Annotated in this window: 20 protein-coding genes; 13 read left to right on the plus strand and 7 right to left on the minus strand. The window is 67.4% G+C overall.

The annotated features are described in order from the left end of the window. Together pheT and pheS are read right to left on the minus strand one after the other, a co-directional pair. Positions 1-2,376: a phenylalanine--tRNA ligase subunit beta gene (gene pheT, locus EKM57_RS16025; RefSeq protein ID WP_129793532.1), complete on the minus strand. Its 2,376-nt coding sequence runs from the start codon at positions 2,374-2,376 to the stop codon at positions 1-3. Beyond that, entirely contained in the window at positions 2,373-3,452 is a 1,080-nt protein-coding gene (pheS, locus tag EKM57_RS16030) for a phenylalanine--tRNA ligase subunit alpha (protein ID WP_129793533.1), read from the minus strand. Before pheS ends, pheT begins: the two co-directional genes overlap by 4 nt. Before the next feature lie 128 nt (positions 3,453-3,580). Between pheS and EKM57_RS16035 the strand changes: the two genes are divergently transcribed. Further along, positions 3,581-4,525 carry a DUF5996 family protein gene (locus EKM57_RS16035; protein ID WP_129793534.1) on the plus strand — a complete coding sequence of 315 codons (945 nt, stop codon included), beginning with the start codon at positions 3,581-3,583 and terminating at the stop codon, positions 4,523-4,525. Here EKM57_RS16035 and EKM57_RS16040 read toward each other — a convergent pair. Next, positions 4,522-5,943 (minus strand): short-chain fatty acyl-CoA regulator family protein, encoded by a 1,422-nt coding sequence (locus tag EKM57_RS16040; protein ID WP_243451087.1) that lies wholly within the window; start codon positions 5,941-5,943, stop codon positions 4,522-4,524. The two genes, EKM57_RS16035 and EKM57_RS16040, sit on opposite strands and share 4 nt — an antisense overlap. A 120-nt stretch (positions 5,944-6,063) precedes the next feature. On the opposite strand from EKM57_RS16040, the gene aceA reads away from it, so the two are divergent. Next, complete coding sequence (gene aceA, locus EKM57_RS16045) at positions 6,064-7,347, plus strand: isocitrate lyase (RefSeq protein WP_129793535.1); 1,284 nt, start codon at positions 6,064-6,066, stop codon at positions 7,345-7,347. A gap of 17 nt (positions 7,348-7,364) precedes the next feature. Next, entirely contained in the window at positions 7,365-7,562 is a 198-nt protein-coding gene (locus EKM57_RS16050) for a hypothetical protein (RefSeq protein WP_129793536.1), read from the plus strand. A 117-nt stretch (positions 7,563-7,679) separates the two neighbouring features. Here the strand turns inward: EKM57_RS16050 and rplT are convergent, their stop codons facing one another. Together rplT and rpmI are read right to left on the minus strand one after the other, a co-directional pair. Beyond that, entirely contained in the window at positions 7,680-8,045 is a 366-nt protein-coding gene (gene rplT / locus EKM57_RS16055) for a 50S ribosomal protein L20 (protein ID WP_129793537.1), read from the minus strand. Positions 8,046-8,058: 13 nt separating this feature from the next. Then, on the minus strand, positions 8,059-8,262 hold the full coding sequence (gene rpmI / locus EKM57_RS16060; protein ID WP_029941637.1) for a 50S ribosomal protein L35: 204 nt from the start codon (positions 8,260-8,262) through the stop codon (positions 8,059-8,061). Positions 8,263-8,422: 160 nt separating this feature from the next. On the opposite strand from rpmI, the gene EKM57_RS16065 reads away from it, so the two are divergent. Together EKM57_RS16065 and EKM57_RS16070 are read left to right on the plus strand one after the other, a co-directional pair. Continuing rightward, entirely contained in the window at positions 8,423-9,289 is an 867-nt protein-coding gene (locus tag EKM57_RS16065) for a helix-turn-helix domain-containing protein (protein ID WP_129793538.1), read from the plus strand. Positions 9,290-9,370: 81 nt separating this feature from the next. Beyond that, on the plus strand, positions 9,371-9,799 hold the full coding sequence (locus EKM57_RS16070) for a VOC family protein (RefSeq protein WP_129793539.1): 429 nt from the start codon (positions 9,371-9,373) through the stop codon (positions 9,797-9,799). Between the two features lie 28 nt (positions 9,800-9,827). On the opposite strand, the gene EKM57_RS16075 is transcribed toward EKM57_RS16070, so the two are convergent. Further along, positions 9,828-10,565 (minus strand): SDR family oxidoreductase, encoded by a 738-nt coding sequence (locus EKM57_RS16075; protein ID WP_206185477.1) that lies wholly within the window; start codon positions 10,563-10,565, stop codon positions 9,828-9,830. After that, positions 10,566-11,501, minus strand: coding sequence for a ribose-phosphate pyrophosphokinase (locus EKM57_RS16080; RefSeq protein WP_129793540.1), 936 nt, complete (start codon positions 11,499-11,501; stop codon positions 10,566-10,568). Positions 11,502-11,608: 107 nt separating this feature from the next. Between EKM57_RS16080 and gltX the strand changes: the two genes are divergently transcribed. From gltX to EKM57_RS16120, 8 genes are all read left to right on the plus strand, one after another. Beyond that, complete coding sequence (gltX, locus tag EKM57_RS16085; RefSeq protein ID WP_129793541.1) at positions 11,609-12,943, plus strand: glutamate--tRNA ligase; 1,335 nt, start codon at positions 11,609-11,611, stop codon at positions 12,941-12,943. A gap of 138 nt (positions 12,944-13,081) precedes the next feature. Continuing rightward, positions 13,082-13,747: an energy transducer TonB gene (locus EKM57_RS16090; protein WP_165357498.1), complete on the plus strand. Its 666-nt coding sequence runs from the start codon at positions 13,082-13,084 to the stop codon at positions 13,745-13,747. Between the two features lie 72 nt (positions 13,748-13,819). Further along, positions 13,820-14,140: a hypothetical protein gene (locus EKM57_RS16095; protein WP_165357499.1), complete on the plus strand. Its 321-nt coding sequence runs from the start codon at positions 13,820-13,822 to the stop codon at positions 14,138-14,140. A gap of 14 nt (positions 14,141-14,154) precedes the next feature. Then, entirely contained in the window at positions 14,155-15,138 is a 984-nt protein-coding gene (gene ribD, locus EKM57_RS16100; protein WP_129793700.1) for a bifunctional diaminohydroxyphosphoribosylaminopyrimidine deaminase/5-amino-6-(5-phosphoribosylamino)uracil reductase RibD, read from the plus strand. 10 nt (positions 15,139-15,148) lie between these two features. Next, positions 15,149-15,760 carry a riboflavin synthase gene (locus EKM57_RS16105; RefSeq protein ID WP_129793544.1) on the plus strand — a complete coding sequence of 204 codons (612 nt, stop codon included), beginning with the start codon at positions 15,149-15,151 and terminating at the stop codon, positions 15,758-15,760. A gap of 43 nt (positions 15,761-15,803) precedes the next feature. Further along, positions 15,804-17,108, plus strand: a complete 1,305-nt coding sequence (ribB, locus tag EKM57_RS16110; protein ID WP_129793545.1) for a 3,4-dihydroxy-2-butanone-4-phosphate synthase — start codon at positions 15,804-15,806, stop codon at positions 17,106-17,108. Between the two features lies 1 nt (position 17,109). Continuing rightward, positions 17,110-17,532, plus strand: coding sequence for a 6,7-dimethyl-8-ribityllumazine synthase (gene ribH, locus EKM57_RS16115; protein WP_129793546.1), 423 nt, complete (start codon positions 17,110-17,112; stop codon positions 17,530-17,532). Between the two features lie 113 nt (positions 17,533-17,645). Then, positions 17,646-18,542 carry a DMT family transporter gene (locus EKM57_RS16120; protein ID WP_129793547.1) on the plus strand — a complete coding sequence of 299 codons (897 nt, stop codon included), beginning with the start codon at positions 17,646-17,648 and terminating at the stop codon, positions 18,540-18,542. Positions 18,543-18,554: the final 12 nt, after the last annotated feature.

Below are 18,554 nucleotides of genomic sequence, written 5' to 3' on the forward strand. Positions count from 1 at the left end.
TCAGGCGCGCAGGGTCGCGTCCAGCTTTGCCGCCGCGGCGATGATCCTGTCGGAGATCGCCTTCAACGCCTCGTCGGTGAAGCTCCTGTCACCGGGCTGAAGCTTCACTTCGATCGCTAGCGACTTGCGGCCTTCGGGGACGCCCGTGCCGGTGAACAGGTCGAACAGCCGGACGCCCACGATGGCCGTCTTGTCGGCGCCGCGCACCGCTCGGAGCAGTTGGTCGGCCGGCAGCGCCTGCGGCACCAGGAAAGCGAAATCGCGCTTCACCGCCTGGAGCGGCGGCGGCGCGTAAGCGCTCCGCATGAACCCCGTCGAGCGCCGCTGCGGCACGGCATCGAGGAAGATCTCGGCCGCAACGACAGGCCCGTCCAGATCGAACGCCCGCGCCACCCGCGGATGAAGCTCGCCAAATTCGGCCAGGGCATTTTTCGGCCCGAGCGCCAGCCGCCCGGAGCGGCCTGGGTGATAGACGGCGGCCGCGTCGCCGAGCACCTGGAGACTGTCGGTCGGAGCACCCGCGGCGGCGAGCAGGGCCAGAGCTTCCGCATTGGCGTCATGTGCGTCGAACGGCTGCGCCTTTCCGGTCCGCCAATGCCGCGGTGCCCGCTCCCCGGCAAGGACGAGCCCGAGGGTCGGATGCTCGCGGTCGGCGCGATAGCGGCGGCCGACCTCGAATAGCCTGACGCTTTCCGCCCCGCGCGCCAGGTTGCGGCGGGCAGCGGCGAGCAGTCCGGGAAGGAGCGAAGGGCGCATCACCTTCATCTCCTCGCTGATCGGATTGCTCAGCACCCAGGACGAGCCGCCGAACGGCTCCGCCTCGGCTTCGGGAATGAAGCTCCAGGTCACCGCCTCGTTGAGGCCGCGCGCGGCCGCCGTGCGGCGGACCTTGCGCTCGATCTTCTGCTCGGCGGTCGCGGTGGGCCGGGCGACCCCCGGTGCGCGCGACAGCGGCGTCGAAGGCACTTTGTCGTAGCCGTAGATGCGGGCGATCTCCTCGACCAGATCGGCGGGTCCTTCCGCATCCCGCCGCCATGACGGCACCTTGACCTGCCATGTCTCTCCCATTGTCGGCTCGAAGCCGAGTCGGTGGAGGATCTCGGCCTGTCGTTCGGCCGGGACGTCGACGCCTGCCAGCTCGCGGCAACGTTCCGGCCGGTAGGCGATCGTCCGGTCGAGCTTCGGCGGCGCGCCGGCATGGATAGGCTCGGACGGCTCGCCGCCGGCCAGCTCGATCGCCATCGCGGTGGCGATGGCCAGACCGGGCTCGACGAAATCCGGATCGACGCCGCGCTCGAACCGGCTGCGGGCATCGGAGACCAAAGCGAGCTTCTGCCCGGTGCGGGCGATATGCTCGGGATCGAAGAAAGCGCACTCGATGACGATGTCGCTCGTGGTCTCGGTGACCCCGCTATGCTCCCCGCCCATGATCCCGCCGATGTCGTGGACGGCCTCCTCGTCGGCGATCACGGTCATCGTCGGATCGAGCCGGTAGGTCCGGCCGTTGAGCGCGAGCATCTCCTCGCCGTCGCGGGCGCGGCGGGCGACGAGCGCGCCTTTCAGCTTGGCAAGATCGTAGACGTGCAGCGGTCGGCCGTAGGTCAGCATGACATAATTCGTCATGTCGACGAGCGCGCTGATCGGCCGCTGGCCGACCGCCTTGAGCCTGCGCTGCAGCCATTCCGGCGACGGCCCGTTGCGGACGCCGCGGACGACTCGGCCGAAGAAGGCCGGGCAGGCCTCTGGATCGTCCGTGCGGATCTCTATCGGGCAGGGGAACGCTCCCTCGATCCGGGGCAGTGCGACCGGCCGCAGCGTTCCCAGTCCGGCTGCGGCGAGGTCACGGGCGATGCCGTGGACCCCCATGGCGTCCTGGCGGTTGGGCGTGACCGCCACGTCGATCACCGGATCGTCGAGACCGGCATGTTCGGCGAAGGCCGCGCCGACCGGCGCGTCGGCGGGAAGTTCGATGATTCCCTCATGGGCCTCGCCGAGCTCGAGCTCGCGGATCGAGCACATCATGCCGCGGCTCTCGACGCCGCGGATCGCCGCTACCTTCAAGGTGAGGTCGCTGCCCGGCACATAGGCGCCGGGCGGGCCGAACACGCCCTTGAGGCCGGCCCGCGCATTGGGCGCGCCGCATACCACCTGGATCGGCTCGCCGGTGCCGGCGTCGACGGTGAGCACCTGCAGCTTGTCGGCCTGCGGATGGGGCTCGGCGGTAAGGACCTGGGCGACGACGAACGGCTTCAATCTGTCGGCGGGGTTCTCGACGCTTTCCACTTCGAGCCCGATCGCGGTGAGCGTCTCGGCCACCTGATCGACATTTGCATCCGTCTCGAGATGCTCCTTCAGCCAGGAAAGGGTGAACTTCATGCTCCGACTCCTCCGGAGAGAGTCGGCACGTCGAGCGCGGCGAAGCCATAATGCCTGAGCCAGCGCATGTCGCCGTCGAAGAAGGCCCGCAGGTCGTCCATGCCATATTTGAGCATGGCCAGCCGGTCGATTCCGCAACCGAACGCGAAGCCCTGATATTCGTCCGGGTCGAGCCCGCAATTGGAGATGACCTTCGGGTGCACCATGCCCGAGCCGAGCAACTCCATCCATTTCTCGGTGCCACCGAGCACCCGCCGGCCATTCTCCATATGGTAGCCCACGTCGACTTCGGCGGAAGGTTCGGTGAACGGGAAGTAGCTCGGACGCATCCTGAGGACGATATCATCGCGCTCGAAGAAGGCGGTGAGAAAGGTTTCGAGCGTCCATTTCAGGTGGCCGAGCGTGATGCCCTTGTCGATCACCAGCCCCTCCACCTGATGGAACATCGGCGTGTGGGTGGCGTCGCTGTCGGACCGGTAGGTCCGGCCCGGCATGATCGCATAGATGGGAAGCTTGTGTTGCTGCATGATCCGGATCTGTACCGGTGAGGTATGAGTGCGCAGCAGCATCCGGTTCCCGCCGGCATCCGTCTGCTCGAAATAGAAGGTGTCGTGCATCGCCCGTGCCGGGTGGCTTTCGGGGATGTTGAGGGCGGTGAAATTGTGCCAGTCGTCCTCGATTTCGGGGCCGGTGGCGACCGCGAAGCCGAGGTCCGAGAAAATCTCGGCGAGTTCGTCCATCACCTGGCTGACCGGGTGGATGCTGCCCTGCGGTCCGAGTTCGACCGGCAGCGTCATGTCGAGCGTCTCGGTGGCCAGGCGCCGGTCGAGCTCGGCCGCTTCGAGCGCTGCCTTGCGCGCGGCGACCGCCTCCGTAACGGCTTCGCGCAACGCATGGATGCGCGGCCCCTCGGACTGTCTTTGCTCCGCAGACATGGCGCCGAGCGTCTTGAGAAGCTGGGTGACGGCACCCTGCTTGCCCAAGGCGGCGACGCGCTCCGCCTCGAGCGCCGCCAGATCGCGCGCACCGTCGATGCGGGCGATCCATTCACGCTTGATCAGTTCCAGGTCGGACATGGGGAGGCGCTCTAACCGATTCGCGGCGGTTTGAAAGCCTCTCGCCGGTGCGCAGCGCGCGTCCCGCCGGTCGCCAATTCGGGTGAGTCGGGCTTTCTGCGGCGGCGCGGCCGGTATAGGTCACGGGCATGACCGTCGCCGAATCGACCTGGCCCGATCTGTCCGCCGAACGCGACGGGCAGACCATCGCGGCACTTCATCTGTTCAGCCAGGTGGTCGGCAAGGTGCCGACCGCGCTGCTGCCTTGGCGCAACCATGGATGGCACCTGACGCTGCATCCGACGTCGCGCGGGCTGACGACCGAGCCGGTTCATGCGCCGGGCGGGACATTCTCGCTCGCCTTCGACCTGGTCGATCACGTGCTCGCGCTCGACGACGCCCACGGCCGGCTTACGCTGCAGCTGCGGTCCATGGCGGTCGCCGATTTCCATGCGGGCGTGATGGCGATGCTCGCCGATGCCGGCCACGAGGTCCGCACCCACGGCGCGCCGAACGAGCTGGATCCGGCGATCCCGTTCGCCGAGGACCATGCGGCGCGTACCTATGATCCGGACAGCGCCTCCCGACTGCTCGGCGCGCTGCTCGCCGCCGATCGCGTTTTCCGGCTGTTCCGCTCCGGCTTCCTCGGCAAGGTGAGCCCCGTCCACTTCTTCTGGGGTAGCTTCGATCTCGCCGTTACCCGCTTCTCCGGCCGACCCGCGCCGATCCATCCCGGCGGAATTCCCAACCTGCCGGACCCTGTCACCCGCGAAGCCTATAGCCACGAAGTATCGAGCGCGGGCTTCTGGCCGGGCGGCGCCGGCGCGCCTGGAGGCCCCTTCTTCTATTCATACGCCTATCCAGCGCCGCCGGGATTCGGCGAGGCGAAGGTGGAGCCGGCGGCGGCGCGGTATGACGCCGCACTTGGCGAGTTCATCCTCGATTATGGCGACGTCCGCCGCGCCGCCGATCCCGACCGGGCTTTGCTCGCTTTCCTTGAGACCAGCTATGGCGCCGCCGCCGATCTCGGCGGCTGGGATCGCGCGTCGCTCGAATGCGCACTCGGCGTGCCGCGCATCCCCCGCCGCGTCTAGCCGCCCAGAAAAGGAAATGGCGAGACCGTCTTGCGGGACTCGTGCACGGTCAGCGTCCGCCCGGCGGGGGCGGCAGCTCGCTGTGGGCAGCGCACGCGCGGGCAGATGGCGCAGGCCGGGCCGATCGGAGTCACCAAGGGGTCAACAAGGTCGAAGCCGTCGGCATAGGCCAGCCGGCCCGCATGGCGTACGTCGCAGCCCAGGCCGATCGCGAGTGCGCTGTCTTCGCGCGGGTCGAGTCTGACCGATCGCTCGACCGTGCGCGCAACGGTAAAGAATCGTTGGCCGTCGGGCGTCTCGACGATCTGGGTCACCACCCGTCCGGGCGTCTGAAAGGTGGCGTGCAGATTCCAGCGAGGACAAGTGCCGCCGAAGCGTGAAAACGGAAAGCTCTCCCCGGCGAAACGCTTCGAGATGTTGCCGGCCGAATCCACCCGGAGCATGAAGAAGGGAACGCCCCGCGCGCCAGTCCGGCCTAGGGTCGTCAGCCGGTGGGCGACCTGCTCGACGCTGGCGCCGAACTCGGCGCAAAGGCGGTCGATCTCGTAACGGTGTCGCTCAGCCGAGGCGAGGAAGGGCGCGTACGGCATCAGGATCGCCGCGGCCGCATAATTGGCGAGGCTCATGTGCAGGAGGTGCCTGGTCGGGGCGTCGGGCGGCGCGGCCGCCTCGATCATCCTCAGCAGGAGCGGTCGGAATTCCATCAAGGCGAGCTGGTAGGCGAGCGCGAACGTGCGGCTCTCCGGGCGAAGCAGCGCCGAAAGCATCAGCCGCTTGCGGTGCAGGTCGTAATGCTGGCTTGCCCCATCGAGCACGTCCGGTGGCACGAGGCGCGCCTCAACGCCGAATCCTTCCTTCAGGCGCCGCCGCAACGGCTCGGCGACGGTGAGCGGATCGCCCAGTGCGCCGGCCAGGGTTTCGGCCGCTTCCTCGAGGTAGGGGAAATGATTGCGCTGTGCCTGGATATGGTCCCGCACCCAGGCTTCCGGAGTCAGCGGCGATCGGGCCGAACCTTCGTCGCCGCTCGCCTCGTCACCTGGCGGGCGCCGCCGCATCTCGGTCAAAGCGGCATAGAGTCGCGCGACCGCATCGGCCACGGCGGGCGCATTGTCGGCAACTTCGAGCAGCTCGTAGCGTGGCACGCCCAAATCGGCGAACATCGGGTCGGCGAAGATTTCGGCAAGCTGCTCGGGACCGGTGCCATCGATGCCTTCGGCGGCGAAGCTTTTGAGGTCGACCTCATAGGCGTCCGCGAGGCGGAGCAGCACCTGCGCCGTCAGCGGTCGCTGGTTTCGCTCGATATGGTTCAGGTAGGAGGGTGAAACGCCAAGCTCGGCAGCCATCGCGCTCTGGTTGAGTCCGAGTTCCCGGCGCAGCCGCCGAAGCCGCGCGCCGAGATAGAGCTTGCGTTCCGCCACGCGTGTAACTCTGTCAAAGATTCACAATAGTCGCAAGACGCATCGTGACAAGGCGACCCTTTTCGCTGCTGCCTTCTGACCCGCTTCGCGGTTCAAGGCCCCGCGAAAGCGAGGTGCAGCATGAACGGATTCGATACCATCGTCCCCGCGCCGACGGGCCGCTTCGACGGCATTGCCCGTCCATACGGCCCGCCCGACGTCGAGCGTCTGCGCGGCTCGATCAGCGTGGAATATAGTCTGGCGCGGCGCGGCGCCGAGCGGCTCTGGACACTGCTTCAGGCCGAGGATCATGTCCATGCGCTTGGCGCCGTCACTGGCAACCAGGCGATGCAGATGGTGCGCGCCGGCCTGGAGGCCATCTATTTGTCGGGCTGGCAGGTCGCTGCCGACGCCAACACCGCCGGAGCCATGTATCCAGACCAGTCGCTCTATCCCGCCAATGCGGGACCGGAGCTGTGCCGCCGGATCAACCGCACGCTGCAGCGCGCGGACCAGATCGAGCATAGCGAAGGCGGTGCGAAGCGCGACTGGCTCGTCCCGATCGTCGCCGATGCGGAAGCCGGATTCGGCGGGCCGCTGAACTGCTTCGAGATCATGAAGGCCTATATCGAGGCCGGGGCGGCCGGAGTTCATTTCGAAGACCAGCTCGCCGCGGAGAAGAAATGCGGCCACTTGGGCGGCAAGGTGCTGATCCCGACCCAGGCCCATATCCGCAACCTCGATGCGGCGCGCCTCGCCGCCGACGTCTGCGGCGTTCCGACCTTGCTCATCGCCCGCACCGACGCCGAGAGCGCCCGGCTGATTACGTCGGACGTGGATGAGCGGGACCATGAATTCCTCACCGGCGAACGCACCTCCGAAGGCTTCTTCCGCCTGAAGGAAGGGACCGGCCTCGATCATTGCATCAAGCGCGGCCTTGCCTTCGCGCCCCACTCCGACTTGCTCTGGTGGGAGACCAGCCATCCCGATCTGGGCGAGGCGCGGGCGTTCGCAGAAGCCATCCAGCGAGAATATCCGGGAAAGCTCCTGGCCTATAATTGCTCGCCGAGCTTCAACTGGGCGGCGAAGCTCGACGCAGCGACGATAGCCCGATTCCAGCGCGAACTGGGTGCGATGGGGTACAAGTTCCAGTTCGTCACTCTGGCAGGCTTCCACAGCCTGAACCTGGGGATGTTCGAGCTGGCGAGCGGCTACCGCGATCACGGCATGGCGGCATATTCCAGGCTGCAGCAGGCCGAATTTTCCGCTGAAGCGAACGGCTATACCGCCACGCGGCATCAGCGCGAGGTCGGCACAGGCTATTTCGACCTGGTGGCACAGGCCGTCGCCGGAGGCGAAGCCTCGACGGTCGCGCTCGCCGAATCCACCGAAACGGCGCAATTCGCCGGCAAGCAGGCGGCGTGAGCAGAAGGAGAAGAGCCATGACGAAGCGCTACTGGGTCGTCGGCGGGGAATATGAGGATCCCGACTTCCGTTCGCTGATCCCCGGCACCGAGACCATGGCCGGACCGTTCGAGGACGAGCGCAAGGCCCGCAACGAATGGATCCGCCTGACCTACGGCCCGCGCGCCGGAGCTGCGACCATTCGCTACAGCATCGCCGCCGAGGCATCGCGATGAACCTCGCGCCCGACGCGCCGCTTGCTCGCCTGTGACGAACGCGCGCCAGGCCGAGACGCGAACGAGAAAAGGCGCCGATCGCTCGGCGCCTTTCTTCGATTCCTCTTTCGAGCGAGCTCAACCCTGCGCCGGCAGCGCTCCGCGGGCCTGGGCGATGATCGCCTTGAAGGCCTCGCCCTCGTGCATCGCGATGTCGGCCAGGACCTTGCGGTCGAGATCGACTCCGGCGAGCTTCAGGCCATGCATGAACTGGCCGTAAGTCAGCCCCTCGGCGCGGACCGCGGCGTTGATGCGCTGGATCCACAAGGCGCGAAAGCTCCGCTTCTTTACCTTGCGGTCGCGGTAGGCGTACTGGCCGGCCTTCTCGACCGCCTGACGGGCGATGCGGATCGTGTTCTTGCGGCGGCCGTAATAGCCCTTCGCCTGATCGAGGATCCTCTTGTGCTTGGCGCGCGTGGTCGTGCCGCGCTTGATGCGTGCCATGGTCTATATCCTCCTATTTCAGGCCGTAAGGCGCCCAGAGCTTCACCCGCGCCGTGTCGGCGTCGGCGAGCACTTCGGTGCCGCGGTTCTGGCGGATATATTTGGCGTTGTGGCTGATCAGCCGGTGGCGCTTGCCGGCGACTCCATGCTTCACCTTGCCGGTGGCGGTGAGCTTGAAGCGCTTCTTGACGCCGCTCTTCGTCTTGAGCTTGGGCATTTCGTCTCCTTTGCGGACATTCTGAACAGCCACGGCAGCCCTTGTGAGCCGGACCGTTCGGATTCTTCCAAAGCCTTGGAAAGCAGGCGCCTATATGGGGAGGAAGGCGAAAAGGCAAGGCGCTCTGGCGGATGTCCCTCCCGACAGATAGGCTCGATCGGTGGAGACTCACCCTCGCTTGTCCGTGCGCGCGCATGACGATGGCGTCGATCGCTGGGAAATCGTCGAGGCACTCCCGGCCCTGGCGCTGCGCAAGCACGTAGCCCGTTATTCGATTTATTGGGAACAGACCGGATCCTTTGCCGCCCGGCGCGAGCTCGCCTCCACTTCGGGCGTGCTCATCTACGCTCTGGGTGAGCCGCTCGAAATCACCGGCGCCAACGGCACCAGGGTGACCGTTGCGGCCGGCGAAGCCTTCGCGGGCGCCATTGCCGACGGCAGTTCAGTCTCGCGCGCGCTCGGGCCACAGGAGGGAATCCACGTCTTCCTGCCGCTCGCCAGCCTCACCGCGATCACCGGCGCCCCGCTGTCCGAGATCGCCAACCAGGTCGCGCCGCTTCGCGATCTGATCGGCCCTGCCGCCGACGATCTGGGCGGCAGGCTGTGCGAGGCCGCCGATGCGGAGGCGCGCTTCGGTCATCTCGATCATTTCCTCGCTCGGCGCCTCGCCGACGACCACGATCATGATCGCGCCGTCGCCTGGGCGATGCATCATCTCGCTGCCGCCGAGGGTCCCGTCACCAGCCGGCTGGCGGACGAGATCGGCTGGAGCCGGAGGCATTTCGTCCGCCGCTTCCGAGCCGCAACCGGCTTCTCGCCGGACCGATTCCGCCGCCTCACGCGGTTCGAACGCTTCGCCGAAGCCATCATGCGCTCGCCCGAGGACAGCCTCGCCGGCCTGGCTGCCAACTGTGGCTATGTCGATCAAGCTCACCTTACCCGCGACGTGCGCGCCTTTTCCGACATGACACCCGGCGAGTTGCGTGCCCGATTGCTCCCCAGCGGGGGCGGCGTTCGTGATGGTTAGGTGGACCTCAAGGTCCCAATCATACAATCCGGAGGAGGCGAGCAGGGCTATTCGGAAGCGTCAGCCAATGGAGGAACAGCCATGTCCGTAAAGCCCGCCATCATACCCGCCCTGCGCTACGCCAACGCGCCCGCAGCGATCGAATTCCTCTGCAACGCCTTCGGTTTCGCGAAGCATGCGGTCTACGCCGACGCCAAGGATCCCGAGATCGTCTCCCATGCGCAGCTCGTGCTCGATGGCAACATGATCATGCTTAGCAGCGTCCGGGACGGCGAATATGACCGCAAGGCCGGCTTGAGGAGCGTCGCCGAAGCCGGCGGCAACACCTTGGGCCTCTATGTCGTCATCGACGATGTCGATGGCCATGCGGCCCGCGCTCGCGCGGGCGGCGCCGACGTCTTCATGGCGCCCGAAGACCAGGATTATGGCGGTCGCTGCTACTCGGTTCGCGATTGCGAAGGCCACGTCTGGAGCTTCGGGAGCTACGATCCCTGGGCAAGGCCAGAGTGAGGGCGGCCCGGGCTCGAAGCGATCCCGCCTACCAGGGAATCGGCGTCCCGTCATGGTCGAAGAAGCCGCCGCTCTGGCGCGGCGACAGGTCGGCAATCAGGCGGCGCATTCCGGCTACGCTGTCGGCCGGCGGGAGCGGGGCGGCGGTCCCGCCCATTCGCGTCTTCACCCATCCGGGATGAAGCACCGCGGCGACGACCTGCCGCCGGGCCGAATCGATTGCCAGCGACTTCCAGGCCGCGTTCAGCGCCGCCTTCGATGATCGGTAGGGGATCGAACCCCCTGATCCGTTGTCGGCGATGCTGCCCATCCTGCTGGTGAGCGCGATCAGCCGCCCGCGTGCCGCTGCGACATTGTCGAGCAGGGCCGTCGCGAGCAGCACGGGCGCGATTGAATTGACCCGGAAAGCTTCGATCCACGCCTCGCCTTCATCCGGACTTTCGATCCGTTCGGGACCCCAGGTCCCGGCATTGGCAATGAGGACGTTCACCGCACGTTCGCCGATCGTCTGGGAGAATGCCGCAATCGCTCCGAAATCCGCGACATCGAGGGTGCGGATCTCGATGGCGCCGGACAGAGCTTCCAGCTCATCGGCGTTGCCCAGGTCGCGAACGGTCGCGACGACGTTCCAGCCGTCGGCAGCATATTGGCGCGCAATTCGAGCCCGATACCGCGATTGGCTCCGGTGACGATTACGGTGGGCATGGCGGCTCCTCGATCGGACGGGTCGGTAACGGAACCGCCCGGCGTTCGGATCCCGCTCGATCTAGTCGAACAGGCTGGAGACCGAAGCTTCCTCGGCGATCCGCTTCATCGCTTCGGCGAGCAGCGGCGCGATGGTGAGGATGCGGATTTTCTCGCCCGCCTCGGCGGCTTCGTAGGCCGCGATCGAATCGGTGATGACCAACTCGGAGAGTACCGATTTCTCGACGCGCGCGACCGCGCCCCCCGAGAGCACTCCGTGGGTGCAATAGGCGACCACGTCTTCGGCGCCGCCTTCGCGCAGCGCGGCGGCGGCGTTGCACAGCGTGCCGGCCGAATCGACGATGTCGTCGATCAGGATGCAGAACCGGCCCGTAACGTCGCCGATGATGTTCATCACCTCCGATTCACCCGGCCGCTCGCGGCGCTTGTCGACAATGGCGAGCGGCGCGTTGTCCAGCCGCTTGGCGAGCGCGCGGGCGCGGACCACTCCGCCGACGTCGGGAGAGACGACGGTGATGGCGCGGCCGGAGAAGCGCGCCTGTATGTCGGCGGACATGACCGGCGCGGCGTAGAGATTGTCCGTCGGAATGTCGAAGAAGCCCTGGATCTGCCCGGCATGGAGATCGACCGAAAGGACGCGGTTGGCCCCGGCGACGGTGATCAGATTGGCGACCAGCTTGGCCGAGATGGGCGTACGGGGCCCGGGTTTTCGATCCTGGCGGGCATAGCCGAAATAAGGGAGTACCGCCGTGATCCGCTTGGCCGATGCGCGCCGCAGCGCGTCGACGCAGATCAGGAGCTCCATCAGATGGTCGTTGGCCGGATAGGAGGTCGACTGGACGATGAACACGTCCTCGCCGCGAACATTCTCGTGGATCTCGACGAAGATCTCCTCGTCGGCGAAGCGCCGCACGCTTGCCTCGGTCACCGGTATCTCGAGATACTCGGCAATCGCCTTGACCAGCGTCTGGTTCGAGTTCCCCGTCATCAACTTCATGCGCACGAATTCCCCGCAGCCTCAGGCTCGCCCCTCTTAGGACGACGACGCGCGAAGGCAAGGGCGTTGCCGGCCGACGCGTGCGGGCATAAGGGTCCAGCGCCATCATGTCCGTCATCACCCGCTTCGCCCCTTCGCCGACCGGCCGCCTCCATGTCGGAAACATCCGCATGGCGTTGCACAACTGGCTGTGGGCCCGCCGGCACGGCGGCCGCTTCGTCCTGCGCATCGACGACACCGACCGCGAGCGGTCGCGCGAGGACTATGTCGGCTCGATCCGCGCGGACCTCGCCTGGCTCGGCATCGAGCCTGACGAGGTCCATCGCCAGTCCGACCGTTTCGGGCGCTACGAGGCCGCGCTGGAGCGACTCGCCGCGCAGGGCCGGGCCTATCCGGCCTACGAAACGGCGCAGGAGCTGGAGCTCAAGCGCAAGGTACTGCTCGGTCGCGGCAGGCCGCCGGTCTACGACCGCGCAGCGCTCGCCTTGACCGCGGAGGAGCGGGCGCGGCTCGAGGCGGAAGGGCGTCGGCCGCACTGGCGCTTCAGGCTGGACCATGGCCGGCCGATCGAGTGGAACGACCTCGTCCGGGGACCGCAGCATTTCGACCCGGCCCTGCTCAGCGACCCCGTGATCCGGCGCGAGGACGGCAGCTGGCTCTACATGCTGCCGAGCGTGGTCGACGACATCGACATGGGGGTTACCCACATCGTCCGGGGGGAGGATCATGTCACCAATGCCGGGCTGCAGCTCCAGATGTTCGAGGCGCTGGACGCGACGGCGCCGGCTTTCGCGCACGAGGCCCTGCTGGTCGGCTCCGAGGGCAAGCTCTCCAAGCGGCTAGGATCGCTCGGTGTCGACGCGATGCGCGAGGCGGGGATCGAGCCGATCGCCTTGCTCGCCAAGCTTGCCCGGATCGGAACAAGCCTGCCCGTCGAGCCGGTCATTGACGTGGCGCCACTGGTCGAGTCGTTCGATATCGTCACCTTCGGCCGAGCCCCGGCGCGCTTCGACATGGAGGAGCTGGCGGCATTGAACGCGCGGATCCTTCATGCGCTGCCCTGGGAGAAGGTGAAGGACCGGCTGCCCGCCGGAATGACCGAGGCAGACTGGGCGGCGATTCGACCGAACCTCAGACAGCTGGACGAAGCCGGTGGCTGGTGGGAGATCCTCCACGGCCATGTCGAGGGCGCGGCGCCGGAGGAGGATCGACTGCTCCTTGCCGCCGCCGCCGAGGCCGCGGCGGCGATCGACTGGACCGAGCCGCCGTGGCCGCAGCTGGTCGCCCGGGTCAAGGAGATGAGCGGGCGTTCGGGCAAGGCGCTGTTCCTGCCGCTTCGGCGGGCGCTTACGGGCCGCGACAGCGGTCCCGAAATGGCGGCTCTTCTGCCCCTGATCGGTCGCGAAGAGACCATCGCCCGCCTGCGCGCCGCTGCAGGCTGATCCTTCCTCCGATCAACGGCCCATCACGGTTACTGTCACAGATAGGGTATAGTATATCATCACGATATGTTGTATCATTGTCGGTGCCGGCAACGGCCGGCGCCCCGCCTGCGGGGGAGGTTGTCGAGGAGAGGAGCCATGACCGGAACAGGGTTTTACGAACCAAAAGGCTTCAGCCCCGCTGGGCTGGGCATCGTGATTGCCCTCCATGCCGCGGCGCTCGCCGCTGCTGTCGCGATGAAGGGGACGCAGTTCGTCCGCGAAACGCCAGGGCGGATGGAGTTGATCGACATCGCGATTCCTCCCGATCCGCCGGAGATGCCTCCGCCGCCCACGCCGCGCGTGGAGCAGCCGCAGGCCCAAATCTCGCGGCTGGACGACACCGTCCCGATCATCAAGCTGCCGCCTCGGGGTCCGGAAACCGTCGGCCCGCCGGCTCCACCGCCACCTCTTCCCGGCCCGATCGGCACCGCGCTCTCCGGCAGCGCCGGCGCCGGGACGCCGGCGCTGCCGCCGATGCGGATCGAGGCCGAGTTCGACCCGCGCTTCGCCGACGCGATGCAGCCGGCTTACCCGACCTCCGAGGAACGCGCCCAGCGCAACGGCTCGGTCCGGCTGCGGGTCACGATCGGCGCCGATGGAAGGGTGAAGACGGTCGAGCGGCTGAACGCGACCAGCGACGCCTTCTGGCGAGCCACCGAGCGTCATGCCTTGTCCCGCTGGCGCTTCAGGCCCGCTACCCTGGACGGGCGCCCGGTCGAAAGCTCCAAGATCCTCAACATCCACTTCCGCATCGAAGCCTGAGCCCGGCGGCGCGGGATGGGCCCTACGGGGGTAGCGGGTCGGGGAGGGGCGCATTATCTTCGGATCATGCCCTTGCCCCGCCCAGCCGCCCCGCGCGCCCTCTGGAACGACATGCGCGCCTTTTGGCGCCAGCGTCCGCGCCATCAGTGGTTGGCGGGAACGCTCGCCGTCCTGATCCCTCTGGGTATCCTGGTCGCCTTCTATTTCGACGCCCAGACCAACGTCAGGCCGGTCCGGACGATTACCTATATCGACAGCTGGCCGTCGGATCGGACCGACGCGCAGATACAGGCCAAGCAGAAGGCCGACTTCGAGGCAATGAAGGCACGCCAGGCCGAGCGCCAGCGCCAGTTCCAGCGCATCGACGACAAGCTGGAGCGGCTGGGGATTTGACCGACGAAGCTTGGATGGCGCAGGTCGTGGCGCTCGGGGAGCGCGCCCGCGGCCGCACCGCACCCAATCCCAATGTGGGCTGCGTCATCGTCGGCCCGGGCGGGCGGCTTGTCGGCTCGGGCTGTACCCAGCCGGGCGGGCGACCCCATGCCGAGGCGGTCGCGCTCGAGGAAGCCGGGGAGGCGGCTCGCGGATCGACCGTCTATGTGACGCTCGAGCCTTGCGCCCATGAAAGCAGGCGCGGACCGGCCTGCGCCGACCTTCTCGTCCGGGCCAAGCCGGCAAGGGTCGTCATCGCGCTCGGCGACCCCGATCCGCGCACCGACGGCCGCGGCGCCGACCGACTTCGCGCCGCGGGGATCGAGGTAGAGGTCGGTCCCGGCGCCGAAAGCGCCGCCCGGTCGGTGGCGGGATTCCTCAGCCGTTTCAGGCGCGGACGGCCCTGGATCACCCTGAAGCTCGCCATGTCGATCGACGGCAAGATCGCGCTCCCATCCGGAGAGAGCCGCTGGATCACCGGGGAGGACGCGCGGGCCGACGTCCATCGCGAGCGCGCCCGCGCCGACATGATTCTGGTCGGCCGCGGCACCTATCTCGCCGACAAGCCCCGCCTCGACGTGAGACTGCCCGGGCTGGAGGATTGCTCTCCGCGCCGCGCCTTGCTCACGCGCGGCGAAGCGGTCGATGGTTGGGTCCGGCTCGGCAGCCCCGAAGAGGTCCACGGCCTTCATGACGTCAACGACCTCCTCGTCGAAGGCGGCTCGGCGACCGCCACCGCCTTCCTCATCGCCGATCTCGTCGACCGAATGCTCATCTACCGCGCGCCGATCCTAATCGGCGAAGGCAAGTCCTCGGTCGGCTATATCGGTCTCGACCGCATCGCCGACGCCCATCGTCGCTGGCAGCTCGTCGAGACTCGCGCGCTTGGCATCGACCGGCTCGAAGTCTACGAGCGCGTGCGGGAAGACGCTCCGAAAAGCGCGCGAGAGTCAGGATAATTTCGCAAGCATGTTCACGGGAATCATCACGGATGTCGGAACGATCGAGGCCATCGAGGCCCGCGGCGACCTGCGCGTTCGCGTCGGCTGCGGCTATGACATGGCCACGGTCGATCTTGGCGCATCGATCGCCTGCTCCGGCGTCTGTCTCACCGTCGTCGACAAGAGCGACGGCTGGTTCGCGGTTGACGTCTCGGCCGAAACCCGGGCCCGCGCTGCACCTTCCATGTGGTCGCAAGGCCGGCGGCTGAATCTCGAGCGTGCGCTCAAGGTGGGCGACGAGCTGGGCGGCCATATCGTGACCGGCCATGTCGATGGCGTCGGCGAAGTGGAGGCCGCTACGCCGGAGGGCGATTCCCTCCGTCTCGCGATCGTCGCCGGAGCTGCCGTCGCGCCCTACGTCGCCGCCAAAGGCTCGATCGCGCTCGACGGTGTTTCGCTCACCGTCAACGAGGTCGAGAGCCTCGCCGGCGGCGCGGTACGCTTCGGGATCAATGTCATTCCCCACACTGCGGCGCAAACCACGTTTGGCGGCGTTCGAGCCGGCGACCGGCTCAACATCGAGATCGATATCCTTGCTCGTTACCTCGGTCGAATGCTCGAGGCTCGCAGCGTGGTGTGATTCTGAGTTGCGAGTTCACATTCTGGTGTGATATGCGGCTTGAATGAGCACCCTCCTGATCGACCGCCTCTGCGAGATGGTCGCCGCCGGCGAAATGAGCCGGGCCGGCCTCGCCCGAGCCGCCGGCCTTCATCCCAACTCGCTGCGCAAGCTCGGTGATTCGGATTGGAACCCGACCGCCGACACCCTGCTGAAACTGGAGAAGTTCCTTTCCGGGGGAAGCCGGGGCGTGATGGCCACGGCCGAGCAGATCATCGACGAAGCGCGCAACGGTCGGATGTTCATCCTCGTCGACGACGAGGATCGCGAAAATGAGGGCGATCTCGTCATTCCTGCCCAGATGGCGACCCCCGATGCGATCAACTTCATGGCGAAGCACGGCCGCGGCCTTATCTGCCTGGCGATGACCCGGGAGCGCGTAGAGCAGCTCGGCCTGCCGCTGATGCCACGCCACAATGACAGCCGCCTCGAAACCGCCTTCACCACATCGATCGAGGCGAAAGAGGGAGTTACGACCGGCATCTCCGCCGCCGACCGGGCGCGCACCATCTCGGTGGCGATCGACGCCTCGAAGGGGCGCGAACATCTCGTCACGCCCGGCCACGTCTTTCCGCTCGTCGCCCGCGACGGCGGGGTGCTCGTCCGTGCCGGCCATACCGAGGCGGCGGTCGACGTCTCGCGACTCGCCGGGCTCAATCCGTCCGGCGTGATCTGCGAGATCATGTCGGAAGACGGGACGATGGCGCGCATGGACGACCTGTTCGCCTTCGCCCAGCTCCACAATCTCAGGATCGGCACGATCCGCGACCTTATCGCCTACCGCCTGAAGAAGGATAGGCAGGTGATCGAGACCGCCGAGGCGCGGATCGAAAGCCGTTGGGGCGGCACATGGACCGCCAAGACCTTCCTCAACAGGGCGACCGGCGTCGAGCAGATTGCCCTGGTCAAGGGCCACGTCGATCCGGATCGGCCCACCTTGGTGCGGATGCACGCGCTCAGCCTGTTTGCCGACGCTTTTGCCGAAGTGGGCGAGCGCGCCGGCCTGCTGGAGGGAGCGATGAAGGCCATTGCGGCCGAGGGCTCGGGTGTCATCGTCGGGATCAACCGGCCTATTCCGGACGGCCTCAGCCGAGCGCTCAAGTCGCGGGCGGGCGAAATCGAGCAGCGAGACACAGACCAGCTGCGCGATTATGGCGTTGGAGCCCAGATCCTCGCCGCACTCGGAGTCCACGACATGATCCTCCTGACCAACAGCCACCATACGCCCGTGGCGCTCGCCGGCTACGGCCTGGCCATCGTCGGCGAGCGCCCCATTCCATCTGCCGACGACCTCAAGGCCGGCCGTTAGAGTGGCCAGGGTCCTGATCGTCGAAGCGCGTTTCTACGCGCATCTCAACGACCTGCTGCTCGACGGCGCACGCGCCGCGATCGAAGCGGCGGGCCACAGCCACGAGACCGTCACCGTCCCGGGCGCGCTCGAAATACCCGGGGCGATCGCCCTGGCGGCGGATAGCGGCCGCTACGACGCGTTCGTCGCTCTCGGCGTGGTGATCCGCGGCGAAACCTTTCATTTCGAGATCGTCGCGGGGGAAAGCGCGCGCGGACTGATGGCCCTCGGTCTCGACGGTCTCGCCATCGGCAACGGCATCCTCACCGTCGAGAACGAAGCTCAGGCGCTTACCCGCGCGCGGCCTGCCGAGAAGGACAAGGGCGGAGAGGCGGCGAAGGCCGCGCTGGCGATGCTGGACCTGAAGGAACGGTTCGGCCGCTAGGGTCGCACAGCGTGAGACGGCCCGTCCCGGCCTGACGAGATTCCGCGCACATCTGGCGCCGGAGCAGAGTTCGCGTTGACGCGGATCACGCTCCGTACCAAGCGCGAGCGGCCATGCCCCTCCCCGCCCCGCCGCCGCGACTCGCCTTTCCTGCCTTGCTCGTCGCCAATCTGTTCCTGGCGCTTGGCCCCTGGCTGGTCCGTCTCGCCGACGTGGGGCCGACCGCGGCCGCCTTCTGGCGGCTTTCGCTGGCCGTGCCGTTCCTCGCCTTCTTCGCTCTCCGGGGGAGGCGCGGGCGCCCGTCGCCGGGCTGGGTGATGATCGGCGCGGTCGCCGTCGGCGGCCTGTTCTTCGCCGCCGACCTCGCCTCCTGGCACGAGAGCATTCTTCGCACCCGCCTCGCCAATGCAACCTTGTTCGGAAACTTCGCCAGCTTCCTGTTCGCCATCTACGGATTCCTGCTGATCCGACAGCTCCCGGGCCGGATCCAGAGCCTGGCCCTTCTGCTCGCCGCCATCGGCGCCGCCCTGCTGCTCGGCGGTAGTCTGCGTTTGTCGCCCGAGCGATTCACGGGCGACCTGCTCGCGATCCTCGCCGCCTTCTTCTACACCCTGTATCTCGTCGCCGTGGACCGGGCGCGGCGGACAATGGCGCACTGGCCGGTACTCGCCGTCGCCAGCGCCGCGGGCGCGGTGCCGTTGCTGCTGCTCGCGCTGGCCCTCGGCGAGACGGTCATGCCGACCGACTGGACTCCGATCATCTTGCTGTCGATCAGCGGCCAGCTGATCGGACAGGGCCTGCTCGTCTATGCGATGGGTCATCTTTCACCGGTCGTCGTCGGCCTTTGCTTCCTCACTCAGCCAGTGGCCACGGCTGCCATCGGCTGGATGGTCTATGACGAGCGGCTGAGTGCCGGCGATGGCCTGGGCGCATTGCTGATCTGCGCCGCCCTGGTGCTGATCCGGCTGCCGAGCCGCAGGGTTGCAACCGAAGCGGCTCCGGCTCATTGAACGGCCGATGGT

This window comes from Sphingosinicella sp. CPCC 101087 (genome assembly GCF_004151485.1).
In the GTDB taxonomy this organism is placed as follows: Bacteria; Pseudomonadota; Alphaproteobacteria; order Sphingomonadales; family Sphingomonadaceae; genus Allosphingosinicella.

Bases quoted from the DNA above. Each gene is read 5' to 3' on its own strand.
- rpmI (WP_029941637.1), bottom strand. From the start codon at position 8,262: ATGCCCAAGCTCAAGACGAAGAGCGGCGTCAAGAAGCGCTTCAAGCTC.
- rplT (WP_129793537.1), bottom strand. From the start codon at position 8,045: ATGGCACGCATCAAGCGCGGCACGACCACGCGCGCCAAGCACAAGAGG.
- EKM57_RS16080 (WP_129793540.1), bottom strand. From the start codon at position 11,501: ATGAAGTTGATGACGGGGAACTCGAACCAGACGCTGGTCAAGGCGATT.
- pheT (WP_129793532.1), bottom strand. From the start codon at position 2,376: ATGAAGTTCACCCTTTCCTGGCTGAAGGAGCATCTCGAGACGGATGCA.
- ribB (WP_129793545.1), top strand. From the start codon at position 15,804: ATGAGCACCCTCCTGATCGACCGCCTCTGCGAGATGGTCGCCGCCGGC.
- EKM57_RS16090 (WP_165357498.1), top strand. From the start codon at position 13,082: ATGACCGGAACAGGGTTTTACGAACCAAAAGGCTTCAGCCCCGCTGGG.
- EKM57_RS16050 (WP_129793536.1), top strand. From the start codon at position 7,365: ATGACGAAGCGCTACTGGGTCGTCGGCGGGGAATATGAGGATCCCGAC.
- pheS (WP_129793533.1), bottom strand. From the start codon at position 3,452: ATGTCCGACCTGGAACTGATCAAGCGTGAATGGATCGCCCGCATCGAC.
- ribD (WP_129793700.1), top strand. From the start codon at position 14,155: ATGGCGCAGGTCGTGGCGCTCGGGGAGCGCGCCCGCGGCCGCACCGCA.
- EKM57_RS16035 (WP_129793534.1), top strand. From the start codon at position 3,581: ATGACCGTCGCCGAATCGACCTGGCCCGATCTGTCCGCCGAACGCGAC.
- aceA (WP_129793535.1), top strand. From the start codon at position 6,064: ATGAACGGATTCGATACCATCGTCCCCGCGCCGACGGGCCGCTTCGAC.
- EKM57_RS16070 (WP_129793539.1), top strand. From the start codon at position 9,371: ATGTCCGTAAAGCCCGCCATCATACCCGCCCTGCGCTACGCCAACGCG.
- EKM57_RS16120 (WP_129793547.1), top strand. From the start codon at position 17,646: ATGCCCCTCCCCGCCCCGCCGCCGCGACTCGCCTTTCCTGCCTTGCTC.
- gltX (WP_129793541.1), top strand. From the start codon at position 11,609: ATGTCCGTCATCACCCGCTTCGCCCCTTCGCCGACCGGCCGCCTCCAT.
- EKM57_RS16105 (WP_129793544.1), top strand. From the start codon at position 15,149: ATGTTCACGGGAATCATCACGGATGTCGGAACGATCGAGGCCATCGAG.